21 protein-coding genes are annotated in these 24,339 nt (G+C 35.1%); 4 read left to right on the top strand and 17 right to left on the bottom strand.

What is annotated here, in order from left to right:
- The first annotated feature begins 45 nt into the window (after positions 1 to 45).
- Positions 46 to 1,803 (top strand): DNA ligase D, encoded by a 1,758-nt coding sequence (ligD, locus tag BN3107_RS09460; protein ID WP_058307383.1) that lies wholly within the window; start codon positions 46 to 48, stop codon positions 1,801 to 1,803.
- Here the strand turns inward: ligD and BN3107_RS09455 are convergent.
- From BN3107_RS09455 to BN3107_RS09445, 3 genes are read right to left on the bottom strand one after another with little or no spacing between them, the layout of a single operon-like run.
- Positions 1,769 to 2,104, bottom strand: coding sequence for a hypothetical protein (locus tag BN3107_RS09455; protein ID WP_148434701.1), 336 nt, complete (start codon positions 2,102 to 2,104; stop codon positions 1,769 to 1,771). The two genes, ligD and BN3107_RS09455, sit on opposite strands and share 35 nt — an antisense overlap.
- Before the next feature lie 35 nt (positions 2,105 to 2,139).
- A complete protein-coding gene (locus BN3107_RS09450) occupies positions 2,140 to 2,799 on the bottom strand; it encodes a CPBP family intramembrane glutamic endopeptidase (protein WP_058307381.1) in 660 nt (219 codons plus the stop codon).
- A complete protein-coding gene (locus tag BN3107_RS09445) occupies positions 2,799 to 3,614 on the bottom strand; it encodes a metallophosphoesterase (RefSeq protein ID WP_058307380.1) in 816 nt (271 codons plus the stop codon). The genes BN3107_RS09450 and BN3107_RS09445 overlap by 1 nt, the downstream gene beginning before the upstream one ends.
- A 183-nt stretch (positions 3,615 to 3,797) precedes the next feature.
- Here BN3107_RS09445 and BN3107_RS09440 point away from each other — a divergent pair, with 183 nt between their 5' ends.
- Positions 3,798 to 4,865, top strand: coding sequence for a hypothetical protein (locus tag BN3107_RS09440; RefSeq protein WP_058307379.1), 1,068 nt, complete (start codon positions 3,798 to 3,800; stop codon positions 4,863 to 4,865).
- Positions 4,866 to 4,955: 90 nt separating this feature from the next.
- Here BN3107_RS09440 and BN3107_RS09435 read toward each other — a convergent pair whose 3' ends face one another.
- Entirely contained in the window at positions 4,956 to 6,146 is a 1,191-nt protein-coding gene (locus tag BN3107_RS09435; RefSeq protein WP_058307378.1) for a sensor domain-containing diguanylate cyclase, read from the bottom strand.
- 370 nt (positions 6,147 to 6,516) lie between these two features.
- Here BN3107_RS09435 and BN3107_RS09430 point away from each other — a divergent pair, with 370 nt between their 5' ends.
- Entirely contained in the window at positions 6,517 to 7,572 is a 1,056-nt protein-coding gene (locus tag BN3107_RS09430; protein WP_082631275.1) for a DUF2515 family protein, read from the top strand.
- Positions 7,573 to 7,679: 107 nt separating this feature from the next.
- On the opposite strand, the gene BN3107_RS09425 is transcribed toward BN3107_RS09430, so the two are convergent.
- The 10 genes from BN3107_RS09425 to BN3107_RS09380 form a co-directional block, all read right to left on the bottom strand.
- A complete protein-coding gene (locus tag BN3107_RS09425; RefSeq protein ID WP_058307376.1) occupies positions 7,680 to 9,008 on the bottom strand; it encodes a CoA-disulfide reductase in 1,329 nt (442 codons plus the stop codon).
- A 214-nt stretch (positions 9,009 to 9,222) separates the two neighbouring features.
- Positions 9,223 to 9,504 (bottom strand): hypothetical protein, encoded by a 282-nt coding sequence (locus tag BN3107_RS09420; RefSeq protein ID WP_058307375.1) that lies wholly within the window; start codon positions 9,502 to 9,504, stop codon positions 9,223 to 9,225.
- Between the two features lie 16 nt (positions 9,505 to 9,520).
- Positions 9,521 to 10,225, bottom strand: coding sequence for an HAD family hydrolase (locus BN3107_RS09415; RefSeq protein WP_058307374.1), 705 nt, complete (start codon positions 10,223 to 10,225; stop codon positions 9,521 to 9,523).
- 11 nt (positions 10,226 to 10,236) lie between these two features.
- Positions 10,237 to 11,091: a patatin-like phospholipase family protein gene (locus BN3107_RS09410; RefSeq protein ID WP_058307373.1), complete on the bottom strand. Its 855-nt coding sequence runs from the start codon at positions 11,089 to 11,091 to the stop codon at positions 10,237 to 10,239.
- 109 nt (positions 11,092 to 11,200) lie between these two features.
- Entirely contained in the window at positions 11,201 to 14,659 is a 3,459-nt protein-coding gene (locus BN3107_RS09405; protein WP_058307372.1) for a hypothetical protein, read from the bottom strand.
- Between the two features lie 359 nt (positions 14,660 to 15,018).
- Complete coding sequence (locus BN3107_RS09400) at positions 15,019 to 16,122, bottom strand: 5-methyltetrahydropteroyltriglutamate--homocysteine S-methyltransferase (RefSeq protein ID WP_058307371.1); 1,104 nt, start codon at positions 16,120 to 16,122, stop codon at positions 15,019 to 15,021.
- 109 nt (positions 16,123 to 16,231) lie between these two features.
- Positions 16,232 to 17,149, bottom strand: coding sequence for a LysR family transcriptional regulator (locus tag BN3107_RS09395; RefSeq protein WP_058307370.1), 918 nt, complete (start codon positions 17,147 to 17,149; stop codon positions 16,232 to 16,234).
- Between the two features lie 282 nt (positions 17,150 to 17,431).
- On the bottom strand, positions 17,432 to 17,899 hold the full coding sequence (locus tag BN3107_RS09390; RefSeq protein ID WP_058307369.1) for an RDD family protein: 468 nt from the start codon (positions 17,897 to 17,899) through the stop codon (positions 17,432 to 17,434).
- 12 nt (positions 17,900 to 17,911) lie between these two features.
- On the bottom strand, positions 17,912 to 18,913 hold the full coding sequence (sppA, locus tag BN3107_RS09385; RefSeq protein WP_058307368.1) for a signal peptide peptidase SppA: 1,002 nt from the start codon (positions 18,911 to 18,913) through the stop codon (positions 17,912 to 17,914).
- 91 nt (positions 18,914 to 19,004) lie between these two features.
- Positions 19,005 to 20,168: an MFS transporter gene (locus BN3107_RS09380; RefSeq protein ID WP_058307367.1), complete on the bottom strand. Its 1,164-nt coding sequence runs from the start codon at positions 20,166 to 20,168 to the stop codon at positions 19,005 to 19,007.
- Between the two features lie 199 nt (positions 20,169 to 20,367).
- Here BN3107_RS09380 and BN3107_RS09375 point away from each other — a divergent pair, with 199 nt between their 5' ends.
- A complete protein-coding gene (locus tag BN3107_RS09375) occupies positions 20,368 to 21,729 on the top strand; it encodes an IS4 family transposase (protein ID WP_058307366.1) in 1,362 nt (453 codons plus the stop codon).
- Positions 21,730 to 21,963: 234 nt separating this feature from the next.
- Here BN3107_RS09375 and BN3107_RS09370 read toward each other — a convergent pair whose 3' ends face one another.
- The 3 genes from BN3107_RS09370 to BN3107_RS09360 all read right to left on the bottom strand — a co-directional run bounded on the left by BN3107_RS09370 (position 21,964) and on the right by BN3107_RS09360 (position 24,315).
- Positions 21,964 to 23,025, bottom strand: coding sequence for an Rpn family recombination-promoting nuclease/putative transposase (locus tag BN3107_RS09370; RefSeq protein WP_231735285.1), 1,062 nt, complete (start codon positions 23,023 to 23,025; stop codon positions 21,964 to 21,966).
- Between the two features lie 150 nt (positions 23,026 to 23,175).
- Entirely contained in the window at positions 23,176 to 23,739 is a 564-nt protein-coding gene (locus BN3107_RS09365; RefSeq protein ID WP_058307365.1) for a DUF7686 domain-containing protein, read from the bottom strand.
- 18 nt (positions 23,740 to 23,757) lie between these two features.
- On the bottom strand, positions 23,758 to 24,315 hold the full coding sequence (locus BN3107_RS09360; RefSeq protein WP_058307364.1) for an HD domain-containing protein: 558 nt from the start codon (positions 24,313 to 24,315) through the stop codon (positions 23,758 to 23,760).
- Positions 24,316 to 24,339 lie beyond the last annotated feature (24 nt).

Genomic DNA, 24,339 nt, shown 5'->3' with positions numbered 1-24,339 from the left:
AGCTAATTAATGTTTATCATTGACATGATAAAAGGAGATCAGATAATGTGGAAACCAATGTTACCATTATTAGTAGAAGATATACCAATCAGTGACAAATGGTTATATCAGGTTAAATATGATGGTTTTCGTTGTGGACTTAAATGGACAGATCACTCAGTCACAATATGGAGCCGTAATGGAACTGATCTAACTTCCTCATTTCCAGAAATTGTGTCTTGGTGTGATAATAATAAAGAAAAGTATAAAAAAAACTTGCCAATGTTTCTTGATGGCGAACTAGTTCAGTTCATTACGCCTTTCCATACGGATTTCGAACACATACAATTAAGGGCTCGTTTAAAGACAAACACAAAAATAAATTATTATTGTCAGCACAGACCAACCAGTTTTGTTTGCTTTGACATTTTGTACTGGGCAGGAATCGATTTGGAAAAGAAGGAATGGCTAGAGAGAGATAAACTTATAACAAAATTATTTGGTGAAGAAACGGATATCGTACAAAAAGCCCCTACCTTTAACAATGTAGAAACGATTAAAGCTATCGTTGAATTACATCAAGCAGAAGGGATTATCGCAAAACTAGCCAATTCCACTTATCAGAAAGGAAAAAGAACTAAATCGTGGCAAAAAATCAAAAATTACCGCACTATTCAAGGGGTGATCACGAAGTGGAATATGAAAAACGATTATTTTACTGTCACCCACTATATCGACGATGCTTTAGAAGTATTAGGTAAGTGTAAGAATGGTTTTACTTCTAATCAGAAACAAACTCTAATTGATTTTATCAAACAAAATGGTCAAAAAATCAATGCTACAACATGGAAGGTCAAGCCAGCCACTTGTATCGATATCCATTGTTTAAGTGCAACGGATCAGGAAATAAGAGAGCCTTACTTTCATCAATTTCGTTTTGATTTAGTACCTACTGATTGCACAGACAAGACAGTTAAATTAGGATTAGCTCAATTTCCTCAAGAGGTTTCATTATCGAAATTAAACAAGTACTTATTTCCTCATGTTAAAAAACTAGATTATTTATGTTACTTAAGATTCACTGCTCCCCTATTACTTAGTAAATTAAAGGATCGACTTTTAACATTAATCCGTTATCCTGATGGAGTTGCTCACCATTCTTTTTATCAAAAACATGTACCTGACTATGCACCGGATTTTATTGAGTTTAGAGTAACAGAAGGCGGCGATAAGCATATGCTCTGCCAAGATCTTAGAAGTTTAATTTGGTTTGGGAATCATGGTGGCATTGAGTTTCATGTTCCATTTAATAAGTCAGATAATACTAATCCAGATGAAATGGTTTTTGATTTAGATCCACCATCAATAAAACATTTTCAATTAGCTGTAAAAGCAGCATTGTTAATTAAAGAAATGATGGAATACCAGGGTTTCATACCTTTTGTAAAAACATCAGGAAAAACTGGATTACAAGTTCATATTCCCATCCAAGAAATGACATACCAAGAGACAAGAACATTATTGGAAGCAGTTGCCAAGGTATTGATCAAAGAGTATCCTGATCTATTTACAATAGAGCGGTTAATAAAAAACCGAGGCAATCGACTTTATATTGATTTTGTGCAACATGGACCAGGCAAAACTATTATCGCTCCTTATTCGACTAGAGCTACAAAAGAAGCGACGGTAGCAACACCACTTTTTTGGGATGAAGTGAATGATCAATTAAACCCGTTAGACTTCACTATCCACACAGTGCCTGACAGACTAAAAGAGAAAGGTTGTCCATTTAATAAGTATTATCAAATTCTTCTTTCACCTTAATTTTTTCTATTTGGTCATTGTCCTTTGTCCATACGTCTACCCTATCGTCTATTTTTAAATCATTAATATGGCGTTTCTTACCTTCTACTTTGGTTTCATGAGATAATGATAATATTTCTGTCGAATACGATACATCAAGATCATTTCGTATTGGAGCTATTTCCAATTTATCTTCAGTTATTTCGATAATTATGTAGTTAAAAAATTCTGGCTGTTCTGCCACATGGTTATCATTTGTTTGGTCTTGATAATCGAATTTTTCAACTTCTGAATCACAACCAACTAAAAAAATGAGTAACAATACCAACCATTTTTTTCATATGAAGACACCTCAATCTAAATTATTCCAAAAAGCATGATTCCAATTAGATTAATCGAGAGATTGGCACTTACATGTACCAACCAAGATGGTAAAATGCTATCTGTTTTTTCATCAAGTCGATTAAATAACAGGCCGGCTACGAACAAACTAACTAAAATCAATAAAAACAACGATATCGAGAACCAATCAGTCATCATTGCGATATGATAGATTGCAAACATTCCTGCACTAAATAGATAGGCTACTTTTCTCGTAGTTAATTTTAATAATGCTAAAAAAGCAAAGCCTCTAAAGAAAAATTCTTCTAATAAGGAATTGACAAGTGCAATATAAATGGCAACAAAAATAAAATTACGTTTATCAACACCAATATTCTCTTCTAACATCACGGTAATATTGGATAAATCGAAAAAATCACCGATCAACAAGTAGGTGGAGAGAATGAATATAAAAACGCTAACTGCTAGCATGCTAGAAGCTTTCAAATTTTTCATTTGGAAAGTGAATATATCCTTGAAAGAAAGATTTGTAAAATATCGAATATAAATAAACGGAATAAAGAGAAAGATGATTAATTTTATCACCGATTTCACGATATAATCTGGGACAAAGAATAATTCTACGCCTGCCATTATTAAGCACGCCACAACTACTAATACCATTAACTTCTTCATCAGTCTTCACCTTTTACCGTAATCAATGTCATTTGGCTTTGATTAAACAAGCGTACATCCATTAAGCTCGTTCCTAAACCACTATCAATATATAACTGTTGCTTTTCGTTTAATAGATATAACCCCTTATCATACTTCGGAAATAAACCTTGATCAGGTGCAATGATAGCACCGACCAACGGCAAGCGGATTTGGCCACCATGTGTATGACCACTTAATGTCAGATCAATTGGAGCTGGATATGACAACTCTTTGACATCGGGAGCATGTGAAAGTAACACCGTAAAATCATTTTTCTCTAACCCGTCAAGTGCTGAATCTAAAGAATCGTGATTGGTAGAAGGGTCACCTATTCCAGCAAGTTGGAAGCTTATATACCCAAACTCTATCTTGGTATTTTGATTATCTAAATACCTTACTTTTCTTTCTTCTAAACCTTCAAACAAAACATCACGTAAGGGATTTCCCCACTCATGGTTTCCTGATACAAAATAGGTATGGGGATTTATTTCAACAATTTCCTCAACAAAAGACAACGCATTTTCTACATCTTCTGTTTTTCGATCTATTAAATCCCCTGTAATTACAATCACATCTGGATCTAGAGATTGAATTTTATCGATCAACCTTTGATTACCTTTATTGAATTGCTTATTATGTAAGTCAGTCATTTGTAATATCGTAAATGACTGGTTCTCTGCTAATTTATCTGTCGTAATATCAAGACGCTCTATTTTCACGAAATTTGTGTCATTATAACTCTTAGCTATTATACTGAATAAAATTATACTAATTAGCCCTAACCACAACATCATCTTGTTTCTCCTTTTCATTTAAGACTACCTCTTTCGAATTACCTTTTACTATCATCCTATCACATACAATTAAAAATGTTATTATTTTCTTTATTTTTCAAATTAAATGCCAATGTGACATCTCCTATTTTAGTTGTTATGCTAGAAGTAACACATTATCTCTCAATGAAGGAGGCAGATAGGATGAAGAAAATTATCCTTTTATTAATGATTCTGCTCATTGGAGTTGCCTCTATTGTTTGGATCTTAACTAACCAGGAAGACGAGACAAAATCAAGCAATCCTGCTTCTAGCAACGAGAAAACAGTCGAAGAAGATAAAAACACAGGCGATATCAACTCAGTTGAGGATCTCACGGAAGAAAAAGTAGTAGCAATTTTAAACGGCTACCGTGAAGCTTTTGAATCGTTAATTAATGATACAAATGAACAAAATTTTCTAAGCTCGTACAACTCTATTAATGAAGTTCGTGGCTTCTTAACAGAAGTAATGTCAACTAAACAGGCGAATGAAATCATCGAAAATTATCTAGAAAACCGTGATCGTGGTGTTTATTTTATCGCAAAGGAATCTCCAGTTTTCTTTGATCAAGATACAGACTTTACGTTTAAAAAAGTAACAAAGCAACACTATAAAGTTATTCAACAACAGGAAAATCAGATGAGAGGTAAAATTGAAAAAACATTCCACGTTAGATGGGTTGAAGATAAATGGATTCTGGATAATGTTGAAGTCGAGAGATTAGAGGCTGTTGAACCCAATGTAGACCAACTAGCACAAGAAGTAATACAAGTAATTAATAAAAGAGATATGGAAGCACTAGCAGTGTATGCCCATAAGGAAAAAGGTGTTCTGTTCTCACCATATGTACATGTTAAGGATCAGCACCAAGTATTTACAAAAGAGGAGATAGCAAAACTTAAAGAAGATGAAACAGTCTATCATTGGGGTAATTACGATGGCTCTGGAAAACCAATTGAATTGACACCTCTTGCCTATTTTAATGAATTCTTAAATGTTGAAAAATTGCAAGAACCAGACGAAATATATGTAAATCAATATAATCAACATGGCAATGCGATTAACAACCATAAGGAACAGTTTCCGAACGCAAAAATCATTGAGTATCATGTAGAAGGTACGGAAGAAAATGCCAAGATGGACTGGCAAAGCGTACACCTTGTTTTTGAGAAAAATGATAATGAGTTATGGAAGCTTACTGGTATTATTTCAGACCAATGGACAATATAAATAAATACTGCGAAGTTTTAACTTCACATCATTTTATCATCTCCCCCTTCTATGATATTAATAAAAGTCAGAAGGGGGTTAAAACCATTCTCACAATGTAAAAGTATTTTGGATTTTGTTGAACCATTTTGCGAAAATACTTTCTTCATTCAATGTAATATCTTGCATATCTTGCGTATAAAACTTGTAATTATTTTTTCCATTGTTTTTCGCAAAATACATTGCCTTATCTGCGTTTTGAATGAGCGCTTCTTTATCTGATCCATTCTCCGGATACATACTAATGCCAATACTTACAGATACCGACGCTTCGTTTTCATCAATAGTATATGGTCGCGTAGTATTCTCTATGATTCTTTGCGCAATATCTTCTATTTCTTCTCTACTCGTTTCTTCGAACACTAAGATAAACTCATCACCACCGATTCGAGCGATAAGATCTTCTTCTCTAGTGGTTTGGTTGAAGCGTGCAACAACCTCTTTTAACAAACGATCCCCTGCGTCATGACCGAGCGTATCATTTACTTCTTTGAAATCATCTAAATCGACAAACATTAAGGAAAAACTGTGCTGATGACGTTTCGACCTTGCCAAAGCTTTGTGAATGTGACGGTCTAACATTTTTCGATTTGGTAAATCTGTTAAGTCGTCAAAATAGGCCATATGTCTCAGTTGATTTTCTAAGTTTTTTTGTTCGGTTATATCAATAAATTGACCATTAATGATATCAATCTCACCCGCGGAATTGGTTACAGGTTGGGAGACTTTTCTAATCCACTTTATGCCATCTGTTGGATGCACAATTCTAAATTTAACATCTATAGATTTTCCAGTTAATAATAATTGTTCAGATTTCTTCACCTTGCTACGATCCTCTTCATGTACAAGATCTTTCCACATATCCGTACTGCACTGAAATTTTTTCTGTGTGTAACCAAATAATTTCTCCACCCCATTGGAGATATTTGTTTTTTTATCTTTTTCATTATAAATATATAATGTAACGCCTTCAAAACAATTAAAAAATTGCAGATATTCTTGATTTTGTTTGGTTAGGTCATTTATTGTATTCGCTTGTTTCGTTTCATTCGACTCTAATGCTGATATTTTCAAAGAGGCTTGATTCAGCTTATATCCTAACCAAAACGCACATACAATGAAAAGTAACGATAGCAAAATAGTTAAAAATGAAGCACTTACAAACATAAACCTATTATTCATGATGATAACTGCACTTAATATGAAAATAAACAATCCGGCCAATAATCCATATCTTTTCAATTAGATCACCTATTCCTTCTTTCATTTGCTGTTTTAACATGCTGATGTTTAAATAGGAGACAAGAAATTTATACCATTTTTTACCTTCACATTAAAACTTTTCGACTAATTACCACAAAATTCGAGCGTGTTAATTCTAGAAAATTATACTATAGTCCTACTAATAATGTAAATATATCTTGTTTACTTTTTTTGAAAAATCATCAAAGTTATCGCCTATTTTCATCGTATATTTCATTGTTCACTAAACCATAATAGGAATATGAATTAACTTGATCAAATACATTGATATTAGTAAGAGCATCAAGAGGGGGTATTTGCCATTTTCGACTTTTTAAAAAGAGACCCTACCTTAAAGAAATTGAAAAAAATGCTTCAACAAATACCAAAGCAACCCATTTATTCAACAAATGAACGAAATATTATTAAAACAATTATTCAAGAAACGATGAAACATAATCGTAACAATCTCTCGAGAACGGCTGCCTATCTAGATTTTTATAAACAGTTTTCCGAAATTGAATGGGCTTTTTTAGCTCATATGGTTTCACGAAATGCTGGTTGGAATATGACAGATTTAAAAGGTAGTTTATTAGGCAAAATATTAACCACTGAAGATGCCGAGCTTTTTTTCGCCTTTTTGGAGCGAGGGAATTGGTTGATCTTTCAGGATGCTTATCCGCAATTGCTTGTATACAAAGAAAGTGTGAGAAGCGGACAGAACCTCTTTCATCTATTATCCGCGATGGATATCTCTTATTTTATGGAAGTAGTATGGAATTACTTTTACCAAAAGAAGGATCGTCATCTACTTTCTACAGCCTTAATTATCAATGAACAAAGCTATATTGAAAAAAGAGTGATACAACATAATGACTATCAATTAGAAATATTTAAATCGGCTGAATTTAAAATGCAAGAATTTCTGCAATTAAATCAAATTCTTTTTCCCTACAGGGAAGATCATGAAGTAAAATTGATGGGCCAATCGGTAAACCATTTTGCATCCCTTGATGATCGGATTAAACTTGGCAAACGTTTATATTACTTACTATTTGAACAGCAACAATATAGTCGGATTTTTGAATGGGCGAATTATCAACGACACACGGGCTCTAGAGCTGATTTTTGGCCACACTTATTTCATACAATTAAGGAAGATACTCCTGGTAAATTAACAAGTGCAAATCTCGAAGGTTGTACAATTAAACCTAATTCTACTCGGATATACAGTCCAAGCCTAATGGATGCATGGCCGAATTCAAAGCAGAAAAAAGCAGAAACTGGGGACTGGTACACACATGAGAAAGATGTCAATTATTTAAAAAAAGAAAAATTGGATGTGATTGGGGATATTACCAAAGAATATTGTCATACCTTGGAAAAAATTCAATTAGCAGCTATTGCTAAAGAAGCACTTTCTTAGATGAGCTCTGATTGAAGTCTCTGGTAAGTCAAACAGACACTCGCTTACTGGTAAGTTTTGCTATTATGCAGAGGAAGTCTAAAACCCCCACTGCATAAAGTCTCATTTTATATTTTTCTTGCCATTTTTTGAATTGGATCCCATACGCCATTGTACGGTGGAGCATAGGCAAGGTCTAGGTCTGTCAATTGCGCAACTGTCATTTTATTGTATAAGGCGGTTGCTAACACATCGATTCGTTTATCTACGCCCTCTTTGCCAATAATTTGTCCTCCCAATAATAGATTCGTTTCTTTGTTATAAAGTAACTTTATCGTAAGTTCTTCATTCCCTGGATAATAGCCGGCATGATCAGATGCTGTCGTTGTTTCCACATCATATGGAAGCTTTAATTTCTTGGCTTCTTTTTCAGTTATCCCTGTTCTACCTAGTGTTAAATCAAAAAACTTAATAATTGAAGTGCCGACGATTCCTTTGAATGTTAATGGATGTCCAGCCATATTTGCACCAGCAATTCGCCCTTGTTTATTTGAAGTGGTGCCTAACGGGATATGATCGTCTAATTGTTTGACAATATGATAATGTGTCGCACAATCACCGGCAGCATAAATATTTGGAATCGATGTTTCCATATATGCATTTACATGTATAGCGCCTTGTCCATTGATATGAATGCCTGTTTCTTTTAGAAATTCCGTATTCGGTTTAACACCGATACTTAACAAAACGAGATCTGTTTGGTGAGAGCCTTTATCTGTTTCAACAGTCTCCACTCTTTCCTTGCCAGAAAAACCTGTTACTTCTTCACCTAAAATAAGATTAATGTTATGCCGAACAGCCTCTTCTTCTATTAATTTTGACATATCAGTATCAAATATGTTCGCCAATTGATCGCCACGTTGAATCAGGGTCACGTTTTTTCCTAATGTTTGAAAGCTTTCCGCCATTTCTAAACCAATATAACCTCCACCAATTACAGTTACATTTTTAATATTATCTGATAAATCGTGTTTTAAATGATCTGTATCTACTAATGTTTTTAATGTATGAATTCCTTTTAAATCGATGCCATGCCAATTGGGCACTACTGGATCTGCACCAGAAGCAATCAGTAAACGATCATACGAAAGTTGAAAGGCTTGATTTGTTTCGGTTTGCATGCCATTCACTACTTGTTTATCAGGATCTATATCTGTCACCTTTGTGTATGTTTTGGCATCAATACCATACTTCTCTCGAAACGTACTCACAGTTCGTGCAATCACGTCTTTTGTAGATGGTACAATACCGTTAATAATGTATGGAAGTCCGCACTGACCATAAGAATAATCTTTTCCACGCTCTAAAACCGTCACTTTGGCTTCCTCATCTGTTCGAACAATCTCCATTGCCGCACTCATACCAGCTGCAACGCCACCGATAATAACATATCTCATCTGATTCCCCTCCTAAGGTTGTTATACCCTGTCAGGCATATCAGTATTCACGAATATTTAACCTTTGTTTGTAACAAGTTTCGCATAATAATTTACCCTCATGATAAAACCCGTCTAAGAACCCTGCAATACAATAGACAGTTTGATTACATTCCGCACACTGTCCTACTTTTTCTTCCATGTTCACCGCACCTTTCAAAATGGAATAAATCAATCAGCTTTTCTTTTTTAATTGATCGATAATACTAGTCAACAACTTGATTATTTCAGCGATACCTATTAATACAATTCCAGCTATTAATGCTGTCACCGCAAATGGTAGCAATGCTATAAAATCGACGCTATCTATAATGATAAATATACCGAGTAAAATACTAATACTAAATAAAGCCCAACCAATTACAAAAATAAAAATAGATATTTTATTTTCAGGAGTGCCGTCTTGAGCTGTCCATTTTTTAAAACTATTAAACTCTTTAAAATTATCTACCACCATTTCCACCGCCTTAAAATTAATGACCTGTAAAATAAGACAATAGATCTTTCGCATGTTGTAATTCGATATCAGGATAAAATTCACTATTGTTAGGAATTTCACGTTTACGATGATTCATCCAAATTGCTTGCCATCCTGCTTTTTTCGCACCTATGATATCTTTTTCAAACGAATCACCAACATAAACAGTCTCAGCTGGATCACAATCTAATTTGTCTTTGACGATGTCGAAGATTTCTCTATTAGGCTTTGCAATTCCATGAGAACCAGAGATAAAAATATTTTCATTTGGGATCCATTTGGCTAATTCTAATTGTTTGATTTTCATCGTTTGATGTTGTTCTTCACCATTCGTGAGAACCGCCAGTTGTTTATCTTGCTGTTTTAAAATTGATAATAGTTCTTTTATTTCTGGAAAAAGTGTAATTCTCGCTTGCTCTTCTTTGTATGCTTCGTGAAATTCAGCCGCCGTATTAGAACTAATAGATATATTAAAATCGTCTAGTGCTTTGATAAATCTGCCGGTTTGCCAATCAAATACAGTAATTTCACCTTTTTCACTCTGATCAAATAATTGTTCACTATATTTTCTGCTCAACCGATAGATGGCATCGAGTTCTTCATATGTACGATTTTCATTCACTAATTTCTTAAAGGTACGATAAAAAGATATTGCCTGATCATACAAGGTATCATCAACATCAAAAATAATCGTCTTCATGTGTAAAAACCTCATTTCGTGTTGCAAAATTCTTTTAATGATTGCTCTAAGTACTTGGTATCTTGATAACCTTTATTGTACAAGGAAGTCAGTTTCTTTTTATTCTTCTCAATTCGTCCGACCGATAATTTTTCAGTGGGACAGATGATAAAGATGTTACCCTTTTGTTCTTCTTCAAATAAATAATTGATTGTTTCATTATATTGCTGATGACGTCTTTTTAATGCGCTGAGTAAACCAGGGTATTGTTGATATTTTTTGCTAATATACCAACTGAATGATTGAGGTTTTTTATAATAACCTCTGTTTCTAGTTAATATCACTACATTTTTATGATTGCCATCTTTTATGGACTGATGAATTGGAATAGGTGCAGAGATTCCGCCATCCATCAGTGGTCGTTGGTCATATTCAACAACTGGTGCGACTAAAGGCAACGAGCTCGAAGCCCTTAGTAAAGTGAGCATATCTTCAGCATGTTCGGACTTACGATAAAACAAAGGTTCACCCGTATTACAATCGGTTACCCCTACAACAAATTCCTCTGGTGCATCGTTAAAGCTTTGATAATCAAATGGCACTAACTGATTTGGCAGTTTATCAAATATAAAATCCATTCCAAATAATTGACGCTTCTTCAGCCAATTTCGAAATGATAAATATTCAGGGTGATCAACATAATCGATGGTTGTAATCCGATTGCGATCGATTTGCTTGGATATATAAGAGGATCCATTACAGGCACCTGCAGAAACACCAATTACATAGGGGAAATACAGATCCTGTTCCATTAAATAACGCAGCACACCTGCCGTGTAAACCCCTCTACTTCCCCCACCTTCTAACACTAATCCAATATCTTTCATACGACCCCTCTTTACTTTTACTAATTATAGCAATATCTTTATCATACAATAGCGAAACGATCGATTCCAAACGTAGTGTTTATGAAAAGAGTCATTTACACTATGCGCTCTAATTCCACTCTTTCAATCTCTTCACTAACTTTTTGAATTTTTTATTTAACTTTCCTTCGGTTTGGCGTTGTTTTGTCCATTCATTGTAACTTGCAATCGTGATTAAGGTGATCCCTGCTATTAATAGGTATCCCCACCATGGCATGTTGCCCCAATATGGTTTCGTTTGATAAATGACATTAAACAGTAAAGTGCCCAGGCCAACAAAGAAATAAGATTTGATTTGGAAACTCATACCTATTAATAAGGCGATTAACGATAGTGTTCCAACAATAAGCGCATCCCATACCGTATTGCTTTGAATCGCATCTACTACTAAGTAAACGGTTATGAGTACAAGAATCACCGTTTGTATTTGAGACATAATCCGTTTGTAGCTTTTCCAAGTTTTCTTTTCCATTACGATCGAAAGTATAAGAATCGGCAATACCAATAGTTCTGCATGAAATAGATCCGAAATGTGCGCAAGATATTCTTGCAAGACAAGATAATAAGCTGGTAGTAAACTGACTCCACCCAATGTGATAAAAACTTTTTGCATCAATGGTTGATTGACTCTTTTAACTTGTAGAAAAAGCCAAATAGCAAGTAATAGATATGGAACTATTCTGACCCAGACGGTGCCGATTAATTCTGCATAATTCAAAGAATATCCCAAATAGACTACAGCAACAATCGAATACCAGTCGACCACCCATTTTTTAGCGACGATTTCAACAAGGTTTTTATAAAAAATACGCCCTGCTGCAAGTAAAACCACATAACTACCAATACTTATCATAAATATTGAAAAGTCATTATCAATATAATCCTGCCTGTTCCACATTAATATTGTCAATAATAACGGTAGTACAATTACATTTAACCATTTGCGGATGTGTAATAAATAGAGATTTAATAAGAGAAAACCGACAATAATTATTACATCTAGTAAAAGTGTGATTTGTTCGATCACAATGACCATCAACAAACTATAGTTTGCAAACGGGATCATGTACCACTCCATTGGTTTCTTCCAGACTGGACGAACTAATAACCATGTTAGGAAGAATAAAACAGTAGATCCAATCAAACAATATGAAATGGAAAGATAATCTTCAAGATTATAATAAGCTACATTTGCCGTCACTATAAATGGCACCATCGTCATCGCTGCATATAGTAACACTTTCTTTTCCCACTCTTCGGACATGATCACCATACTATAGATATAAAGAATAAATGGAATGACTAAAATCATCGGGTGAAGCAACTGCTCAAACATATAATCCGATAAAATCGTAATTAGTATCATGATTTGAATAAAATGAGCAAACCAAAAGAAATAAACCTTCAACTCTTCCGTAATTTTTCCAACCACTCGCTCAATTGTTAATAACAGCACTGGAGCAAACATGATATACCACATAACTGCTTCAAACTCTTGAATAGCAAAGGTACGGATTAAAGAGGCATAGAAAGAAACAACGATAACAGCAACAAGTAACCACAGCGGTCCAACTCGTGCATAGCGTACAAGCCAGACAAACACACCAATACCAACTAATAATAAAGCTGGTCGAACGAAGACCTCATCAATCGGATAGTCAGCTAGTAATAGAAAAACTGCCATTAAATAACTAGCCTGACCTGTATAAAAGGTCGTCTCAGCTAGCATTAATTTATTGGCTTTTTTCCAAGCAAGACTGATAGCTAATAATAGTATCCCGGCAATTGCTGTATGAAACGCAATATTCAGTTCGTTATAATATGTAATAAAACGACTGATGATCTCCGGATATAAGACAATAAACGCTAACAACCAACTAATCGCATGCGACCAAAGACCAATTTGTTTACTTATGTTTGATTGGGCTTTCGCAACGATTAATGCCAAACAACCAGCTACGAGGAACATAAATGATACCTCAAAGTACGTTTCTAGCATTAACCCATAGATAATTGCTAAAAACCTCACCATAATAGAGATATAGTAGGTACTCGTTTTGATCGCTTGTAAAAACATTAATTTGGTTCGAACACCGATCCAGGTAAACAATAGACTGGCAAAAATAAAGATAAATAGTTGTATGCTTATCAGAGATTCAAATATTAACTCCCATAACTCTAGACCACTCGTAACTATAAAAATCGAGGCTAACCAACGAAATACCTGTCTTGTTGTAATCGACGCAAGATATATGTAGGTACCAGCTATCGTTAAATAAGCTAATAATAAGATCCATGATTCTTGGTTCCCTCTGATTACTAATCCCTGATAACTAATATAGATAAAAGCAAACAGTGAAATAACACCACTGGTATAATAAAATACTTTTGCTAAGTAGGCATCCTTTTTCATCAAATAGGCAAAGACGAGATAAGCTGCCCCAAGTAAACCATAGACAACTAAATCCAGTGATTGTAACCAAGAGTGTTCGGTTAATTGATAAACACCATATGCAAATAATCCACTGAAGACAAGCTGGTAAGACTTTGTATTATAGACAAACACCATCGTAATATAAATAAATGCTGTTAATAATACATTAAAGCTATAAAAGAGCGAATCTTCAAACACAAATAGCATTAATAATGTAGATATCACCAAGTTCAACTGGGCGTATGCTGGTAATTCTTTGGTGAATAATTGAATGGCTTTACGATGACGATAACGGTGATACCCATATAATAGAACGGCATTATAGACCATAATAAGAAAATAAAACAGATCTACCGAAACATTCATTGCTGCAATAGAAAATCCTATGAAACAAGACATAAATATAAAAAAGATCCAGACAAATAATCTCGAATTATTTTTAACGGCATTTCTTATGTATAAAGGTAATGGTAAAACGGTACATATAATGCCAAGAAGATACTTACCTTCACCAGTTAATGTTAAATAATCGCCAAATAAGCCAAAGTAACCAATCGCTATGATCGCTATCGGCAGTAATAAACTACCTAATGTTAAAAAGGCAAAGGCTGTTTTTTCAATTTTTAAAATAGATGAAGAGATACCACTTAAGCCTAAGAAGAATACGGAAACACCAATAAGCATGACTACCTTTAGCAATGCTCCCATTTGTTCCCATGTGCTAGTTGCTACAACCAATCCACTAATTAATAGGAACGCCACACCTAAAATTAAGAGCCATGTGATATTTCTTTCTCTTATTTGCTCCTTCGATTTTTGTGGCTTTACTTTTTGTTTTATTTCTGGCTTTTTTTCTTTTGTAACTTCTGTGTTATTAGCCGATTGTTGCTTATTCACTTTCTGATCTAACTCTTTTGGATTATCGCGTACGACTGTATGTATCCCAGCTATTTCTTGCTCTTGATCGTTCACATATTGTTTGTAAGAGTTCATCACTCTCATAAATTCTTTTTCACTTATGTAACCTTCTTTTAATAATTTCACCAACTCTTGCCCGACCACTTTTTCACGTTCTGATTGTAAAATACCGATCACATCCTCATATCAGTCAAATCTATAATTCTCATTTTCTACCATTATATCATTATTTTACAAGATAAAAAGGATTATTTGTATCGTCGTATCTAATGTAATTTTTTACAAAAGTTGATTTTCTGGTGAAATTAGCGATCGTCGGGATTTCGCTCTTAATGCACCGCTTAAATACCGATGAGACTCACTCTCGTCGGGATTTTACCATTAGTTTACTACCACAATCCCGATGAAATGATGTGTCAGAAGAGATTGGATTACGAATCACCTTAAAACTCTACTCATATCACATAAAAAAAGCCATCAAGTTAATTAAACTCAACGGCTCTCTTATATTTATTAATCAGAAAAAAGACTTCAATTTATCTCCATATCTCTTTTGATATGTCTACTATATATTTAAGTTTAGCCCATTGCTCATCTTCTGTTAGGATATTTCCATGATGAGTGGAGGCAAATCCACATTGTGGGCTGATACATAACTGATCTAATGAGACATATTGTGTTGCTTCTTCGACACGAGCTAGGATATTTTCTTTATCTTCTAATTCACCATGCTTTGAAGTGAATACACCAAGTACTACTCGCGGTCCTCCATTCGGTATGTGTTCAAGTGGCGTAAAATCACCTGAGCGATCATCATCATATTCAAGGAAAAAGCCATTTACATTTTCTTTTGCAAATAGTGTAGGAGCGATTTTAGCGTAGCTTCCTTCAAATGCCCACTTCGAACGATAATTTCCTCGACAAAGATGAGTCGTAATTGTCATGTCATCTGGTTTTACTTCTAAAACCCCATTCACTACACGCAATGCCAAATCAATCAACTCTTCACGTGAATAACCACTGTCATTAAAAGGAATTTCTGGCGCATTTAGTCCGGCTATGTAAACATCATCAAACTGTAAGTAACGACAGCCCGCTTGATAAAACGCTTGTACAGCATCGCGATAAGCTTGGATAACATCCTTCGTATACTCTTCTACATCCGGGTAAATATCTTTATTTCGGATCCCTGCATTAAATAATTGATTTGGACTTGGAATTGTCTGTTTTGCTACTGCACGGTCCCCTACTATTTCTTTAAATTCAATAAATTCTTTAATATGTGGGTGATCCTGATTAAATGAAACCTTACCAATCACGCGCACATCATATCGTTCCGTTTCTTCCCCTTTAAAAGCAAATCCATGATCCGGTACATAGCCCTCTACTCCAGTTAAATGTTCAAGGAAATCAGTGTGCCAAAAACGGCGACGGAATTCCCCATCTGTTACTGCTTGTAACCCCACTTCAATTTGCTTATCGACGATCTTCTTAATTTCTTCAGTCTCTATTACATGAAGTTGATCCGCATCTATCGTACCTTCTTGAAAATCCTTTCTTGCTTGATGAATGCGCTCTGGTCGCAATAAACTTCCGACATGGTCTGCTCTGAATGGTGCTGTGAAATTTGTCTGTGTCATAAAACCTCTCCTTAGTTAAACTTACATATTATGTGATTTAAGGTAAGTTTAGCACAATAAAAGTATTATAGAGTAACACATATAATCTATCTTTTGTTATAGTTTCAAGCTATAACAAAGTCAATTCTTCATCAATTATTTCTCTTAAATACTGAATATATATATCTGCAAGTTTACTATTAGCTACATTTTTATGTGTAATATAGCCAACATGAATTTGCTCATTCACTTCCAAAGGCACAGCGATAATATCCTTACTGTTTAATTTATGACTGATGACACCAGTCGATATCGTATAGCCATTAAGGCCAATCAGTAAATTAAACAATGTCGCACGATCACTAACACGAATATTTTTTGGCCGTGATAGTGTACTCAAGATCTCCTCCGAAAAATAAAAAGAATTGTATTCCCCTTGTTCATAGGAAAGGTATGGGAAAGGATTCAAATCCTCTAAAGTTACTGATTCCCTTTCCGCTAATGGATTGGTTGAACTTATAAACACATGTGGATTAGCAATAAACAAGGAATGAAAAGTTAAATTTGCCTCACGCAGAAATTTATGTATGATTTGCTCATTAAAGTCATTCACATATAAAATGCCGATCTCGCTACGCAAATTTTTAACATCATCAATAATTTCATAGGTTCTCGTTTCTCTTAATGTAAACTCGTATTCTTCCCGGTCATAGTCTTTTAACAATCGAACAAAAGCACTGACAGCAAAGGCATAGTGTTGGGAGGAAACCGCAAAGTTCTGCTGTGGCGTCCGACTCTTGTCATAGCGATTTTCCAGAAGTTCCGCCTGTTCAACAACTTGTCTTGCATAGCCTAAAAACTCGGACCCTTCCGGTGTAATCGTAATTCCCTTATTCGTCCGCAAAAAAATAGTAACCCCTATTTCCTCCTCTAATTCTTTCAATGCATTCGAAAGACTAGGTTGACTAATAAATAGTCGCTGTGCTGCCTTATTAATTGACTGACTTCTCACCACTTCGATGACGTATTTTAATTGTTGTAATGTCAAAGCAATTCCCCCTACTTCAGCTTAGAATCAATACAATTATTGTACTATACGAAGATAAAATGGGACACAAGATTCGTGTCCCAATTCATTAATTATCTACATTTCGTGCAGACGAGGAAGCTTTTCCCCGTCTTTGTTCAGCTGGCTTTTTGCCTTTGCCATGAAGCTTTTCTTTTGGCGCATAGGAATCCTTTGTCATTTGAACACCTCCGTTAACGAATAGCTTACCCTATTATACTCACCAAACAGGTTCATACTATTCTTTAGAAGGAGAAAACTCGCTCATTTCTGTTCCATAACAACTCTTGTATTACCAATCATATCATGAAGGCCTTGTTTTTGAGCAGTAAATGCCACAAACAAATACAAAAGACTCGCGATAGCAAATACGCGATATATAAACCTTCCGATCACCTCGCGAAAAAGGAGATCACTCCATTTTAATGATTGACGATCCTCACGAATTACTTTTAATCCAAAGATCATTTTCCCAAGTGTCTGGTTATAAAACTTAGTCATCAATAAAAAATAAAGATAAAAAACGATCGAGCTTATGATCCCTGTCACTGTCCAAAATCCGATATCTAACTGAAACCCATTTTCCATAAAATGAAAAGGAACCAGCAAAATTCCGTTCACACTAAAAACAATAATTAAATCGGCAAGATATGCCCAGAAACGCATCCAAAACCCTGCGTAGCGAACATCGGATGTTGAATGAGCACCATCATAATTTATTTCGTCAGCCATTCTGACACCCCCTTATTGTGAATAAAGATACATTGCACGTGGCGCATTATTTTCACGTAACAAGTCTTTAATACCAATTAAATCTGATTCTGTTCCTAACATGCTTTGAACCGTGCCACCAATCCATTGATTAAAATTTAAACCAGCTTCGTATTCAATGACTTGTGCATTGGCGAGTTCATGGTCCTCTTTCATGATTTCGATCGTATCCTCTAACGAACCAAGTTCATCAACAAGATCAACTTCTTGAGCTTGAGCACCTGTATAAATCCGGCCATCACCTAATTCACGAACACGTTGCTCCGACAATTCTCTGCCATTAACAATAACGTCCACAAACTCTGCATACATATCGTCTATCATCGTTTGTAAAATTTCACGTTCGCCATCTGTCATTTCACGAGACATCGACATAATGTCTTTATATTCTCCACTTTTTATCGTATTAAAATCAATGCCATGTTCATCGGCAAATTCTGCAAAGTTAAAGCTTTCCATAATAACACCAATCGAACCAGTAAGTGTTGCATTATGAGCAACAATTTTATTTGCTGGTGCCGCAATGTAATAACCACCCGATGCAGCGGTATTACCCATTGAAATATAAATTGGTTTTTCATATTCTTCCTGAATTTCTATGATTTTATCATGAATTTCAGCACTCTCAACGACTCCACCACCAGGTGTATTCACGCGCAGAATAATGCCATCAACCTGACGATCTTCACCAGCGTGTTCTAGCATATCCAAAAACCGTTTATGGTTATAGGAACTCGTATTAATTAACGAGCTTGGTGTCGTATCTTGGATAACGCCATTTAAATGTAGCACTGCTATTTTACTGTTACCTGATCCAGTTGCCACGACCTTTTCGCCAAAATTCTGGCCCGGATCTTCGAGACTAAATAAGTTTTCTAAATCAGCTGTTGCCATACTTGAGAAAAACTGAAAGGCGATTGAAGTCAAAAATAAGCCAGCAGCAACAACCAATGCAATCCATCGTTTTTGGTTCATATGTGTATCTCCTCCTATATTTCTTCTACCAATCAATTACGTTAACGAAGCTGTAAAAGTTTCAATTAATACAACTTTTACAACAATTAAATCAAACTAGTTGTTTTTGATAACCTCGTGCAAAAAGTATGATTAGAATCATTAAAATCGATAATCCGGCAAGCACAAAAGCAACCGTTGTTGTCGTAGCATGATCCATCAAACTCCCTGTTAACAGTGGAAAGAAAATACCACCAGCTCCACCCGATGCAATCATAATACTCGTAGTTTTATCCGTACTACCAGGTAACAGGGTAGTAGCATAGACGATGGCAATTCCGAATATTCCAGCCATCATTAAACCAATCAGCACAATCAACAGATAACTCAGCCACAGATTGGTTGCCAATCCTAAAATAGCGATAAAAACCACAGTGCCTGTACAACAAATGATAAGATAGCGAGCATATTGCATCCATTCTGCTAAATACCCTGCAGCTAAACGACCAGCAACCATAGCTCCCCAAAAAATGGTGACAGACAATGTTGCTAGAAAGGTAGTTGCTTCCACTTGATTGACTAAAATAGATGGTAAGAAATTCATAACACTAATCTCTAATCCTACATACACTATGAAGAAAATCATAAACATAGCTAAAATCAATCGATATTTCATAGAAAGTTGCGATTGATCTTCTTTTTTTGGTTTGATAACTTTACCCATATGCTCTTCTAAGGAGCCAAAAGATGTTTTCATCCAGAAGATACATATCACTACTGCATATATACCTAGAACTAAAAATGAGTAGCGCCACAAATCAGTTGATGCGAGCCAACCTGAAATAATCGGCATAATTAAAGAACCAAGTCCAAAAAACACTTCTAATCTGCTAAAAGCAATCGCTGGTTTATCATTGATTGCGTCAATAATTAACGCTCCCACCAATGGCTCAATAATTCCAAAACCAAACCCAGCGAATATTGCTATAAAAAACCAAAATTCCCATGGCACTAGTGACATAAACATGATTTGTGCAAGTGCTATTGATATAAATGATAAAAGAAGTGTACGTCGTCTACCAATTATTCTAGCTAGATAGGAAGCTGAAATCACCCCTGCTAAAAAGCCAACAGATTGACTTGCAATTAAGATACCACCTTCTGTATAACTTCGATCATAATAATCCAAAATTTCAGTCAATATCGATCCAAGAATAATGTGTGTAAATCCAATAAGTAAGTATGTAAACGAACCAATCCAAATTAAACGTTTCATATATCCTCCTAGTGTTCATTTATTCTTATGTACTCAACTTTCGCAGCTAGAAAAAAGCATTAAATATAACTAGCTGTAAAGCATGTCACTGTTTAAATATGGTCATTGACAATCGAAATAGGTATAAAAAAACACCTCAACTTTTGGTATAGTGTAATTGACTAGAAAACACTACCAATACAGAAGAGGTGTCTCCTATATGATAGCGAATAATGACCAAAATAATCAACTACCAAATGAACTTTCTTCCATCTTTAAAGAATTAAACGTGTATAAGCATCTTAGAAAAGCTGGTATTACAAAGTCTGTCGGCTTTACTTGTGCCTATCTTTTTCAATTGATTTTTTGTTTGATCTTTGAAAATAAGAACTGGTATCAAGTACTTCAAAGTAACAAAGCGAATGATTGTCCAGAGAAGAATGCCGTCTATCGCTTTTTAAACAAATCTACCTTTGCTTGGAGAAGGTTTTTATTATTTCTAAGCGCTCATACCATTGGAAAAGTAACCAACTTAACGCGTCATGATCGCCCCAAAGTATTGATTGTAGATGATTCTTCGTATGATCGTAACCGCAGTAAATCGGTTGAATTATTAGCTCGCTGTTTTGACCATGCATCCCAAAAAATGCGCTTTTATAAAGGGTTTCGTATGCTTACGCTTGGTTGGTCAGATGGTGCCACATTCATTCCAGTGGACTTTTCTTTATTAAGCTCGAAGAAAAGCCAAATTAATGGCATATCATCAAAAGTTGATAAACGTAGTTCCGGTTATAAACGCAGAGTAGAAGCATTACAAACCGCACCTGAGCAAATACCAGGTATGGTGGAACGCGCGATGAATGCCGGTATCGATGCTTCCTATGTGCTGATGGACTCTTGGTTCACGTATCAGCCTCTCGTTAAGGAGATAAAAGAGCAAGGACTCGATGTCATTGGCATGGTAAAGAACTTGAAACAGCGTTACCTTGTGAATGGCCAACGTGTAAGCTTAAAGGAACTATATCGTTTTGCGAAACCAACAGATGGAAAGAAAGGCATTCTTCGTTCGATTCATACCACACAAGCGAATGGCGTTCCTATTAAAGTTGTCTTTGTTCGTAATCGAAATAAAAAGAGTGAATGGTTAGCTATTCTAAGCACCGATTGTACACTTAGTGATCAAGAAATCATTCGTATTTATGGGATGCGATGGGACATTGAAGTTTTTTTCAAAACAACAAAATCTCTCTTAAAACTTCAAAAAGAGTTCCAAAGTCGTTCGTATGACGGCTTAATTAGTCATACGACCATCGTATTCACACGATATATTGTTCTCTCGTGGCAAAACCGATGTAGCACAGACGAGCGAACACTTGGCGGCATGTTTTATGAATTATGTGATGAAGTTAGTGATCTCGATTGGGCTGTGGCACTTCAGCAGTTGATCGACCTTCTTGAAGATGCCTTGAAAATGAGCAACAAAAAGGTACAAAAATTAATCAAAAGTCAAGTCCAACAATGGATTGCAGGCTTACCCAGCTATATCAGGGCTTACCTGCCTATTTCAGTGTGCGAAAGTTGAGTTATGTATATATCAATCTATTAGAATAAGAAATCTCTCCATCGTATATCCTACCATGAAAATCATTTTTTGTAAGTTGATCACGTTTTTTGCCATATAAGAATGAATCGCGGGGAAGATTTAATGTCTCATTATAATTACAATTAATCACTCTTTATCTATTTCGTTAATTGTTTATTTAAATGCCAAATAGTTTTTTGCAAAAAAAATCCACGAAAACGAATTCGTGAATTATTATTTCAAATACTGCTTCACTTGCTCTAATGTGTCAAATTCATCTATATGTTCGATTATTGCTTCTAATGTTTCTGGATCTTGCTTTTGTATTTGTTGATTCAACTCTTCTGGAACTGGAGCTACGAATTTTGTGAGTAGACGAATGACGGTGCTGGCTAATGCTTGCGCTTTTCCTTTTGCTAAACCTTCTTGTATTCCCTTATGCATTCCTTCTTGTATTCCTTCTTGCATTCCCTCTTTTTTTCCTTCTCTTTTGCCTTCATCTCGGAATAAATCCGCTAAAGTCATCACCATTTCGCTCCCTTCAGAATAAGAACTTTCTACATACTTTATCATATCATGAAAATCTGCTTTTGTAAGCTGACGATCTAGGTGAAACACATAGCGTAACAATGTTTCAAGGTACTGTATGGCTCTCTCTTGATCATCTAGTTGTTGTAAATAGTAGATAGATCGTTTAACTGCTTTGATGGCATTTTGTTTGTTTTTCGTGGTCATATCTCGAAAAATTGTTAGAATAATTTTAAGTTGAGCGATCCCTTTGAGATCCTCATCATCATAGTTTGACACATCAAACAAAATATATGCAAAGTCTGGTATATATTGTTTTATATCTTCAGAAAAGGTATCAAAACCTTGCAACATGTCATTTAAGTTTTTCGGATAATTCCATTTTCTTTCACTGTGAAAAATAACGATTGGAATAACAATCGGGAGTTCTTTTTGTTTTTCTTTCTCCATTTTTGCTTCCCAAATTTCGATCATGTACCGCAATAATTGAAATACGATTGTTTTACTTGGATAACTTTTATGTTCGAACAAAAGATGCAAATAGGCTTCCGTTTCATTTAGTTTAACTTGAAAAAGTAAATCGGAAAAATATTCTCGTAATTCCTTTGAGATGAAGCTATCTTTCTGTGGTTGAATACTTTCTACTTCAATGAGGTTAACAATACTGGTGGGCAAATAATGCTGGATAAAGGACTTGGCAACTTCCACATTCGAAAAAGTTTCTTTAAAAAACGTATCGTGTGGATTTTGAATGATCACTATCATCATTTTCTTCCCTAAATGAAATGATGACTAAATACGAATGTACGTTCTTATTTAATTATAAAGGACGTATTGACAAATAGCAAGTTGATATTAGAAAAACTTTACATTCAAAAAGATCAAATTGCCTGTCCCTAATCCCATCCTTTTTCTATTTTAAAATTCATCATCTGTTGATTCTTTCATTTTCATCTCGATTTCGAACCCTTCAAACGAACTAATCATTTTGCCTTCTTCTTCCCAAGTAAAAGGCTTACCATCTATCACTAACAAAGGCCCATGGGAGTTCCCACTTGACTGAATTTGTGCGACAAGTTCAGAATCTTTTATCCTTACATAAGATTGTCCATTTGGAAAGGTTTTCTTTTCTAGAAATTGTTTTGAAAGAGTTTGTTTAGTTTTTTTCACTAATTTTTGATACAAAGATGGCAGATCCGTGTCTAGTTCATCACCTACCGCAACTCGATAACCTTCACCTTTGGACTCAATTGCTTCCAGTCTTACTCCTATTGGTAAAACTAACTGTTCAATATAGAAGTGGCGATATTTACCGGCAGCATCAGGGAGTGTAAATGCTTCTATTTCTTTGTCAAAAGTGCGCCCTAATTTTAGAGACATCTCTAAGTTATGGCAAGTTTCACACATGGAGATTTGTGTGTCATCCTCTATTGTCATGTGTATTTTCGCTTCGTTTTCGTTACATACGGAACAAACCGTCATATATAACCACCCCTTTTATTATTCATTATCCTTTAGCGATCCGAACACAGCAAGCACTTCCTCTTCCAATTCTTTAATCAATTCAAACTCATTTTTACGATGAATTAAAGCTTTCACAATACTGGCATAATACCAATGTTGATCTCGTTTGCCACGTTTAAATCGTTGCCAGATCATATCTCCATTTGCTTTTAGATCATGATGAATCGATCGTAGGTTATGTAATTTATCTGCTACAATTACCTGAACATCTTCTATTGATGCGTCTTGTAACATATCAATCGTATGTTGCTTTCTTTCTTCCCAGGTCAGACTTTTATCCTGTTCAGATGCTGCTAAAACGTAATTGGCCACTTGTTTTCCGAACATTTCTTTTAGCTGTTCAAAGGTTAAGTCTGTATCTTCCAAGGTATCATGAAGGATTCCAGCAGCAATTACTTCTTCTGAACACTTTGCTTGCTGCAAAAGCATGCCAACTGCATATGGATGGGTAATGTACGGTATATCCGTTCCTTTTCTGTTTTGATGTTGATGGGCTTTTGTAGCGAGAATATTTGCTTTTTCGATTAGATTCATGTATTGGTCTCCTTTACATCATAA

It is taken from the genome of Gracilibacillus massiliensis (assembly GCF_001458115.1).
Classification (GTDB): domain Bacteria; phylum Bacillota; class Bacilli; order Bacillales; family Amphibacillaceae; genus Gracilibacillus; species Gracilibacillus massiliensis.
This window is presented reverse-complemented; position numbering and strand designations above follow the sequence as displayed.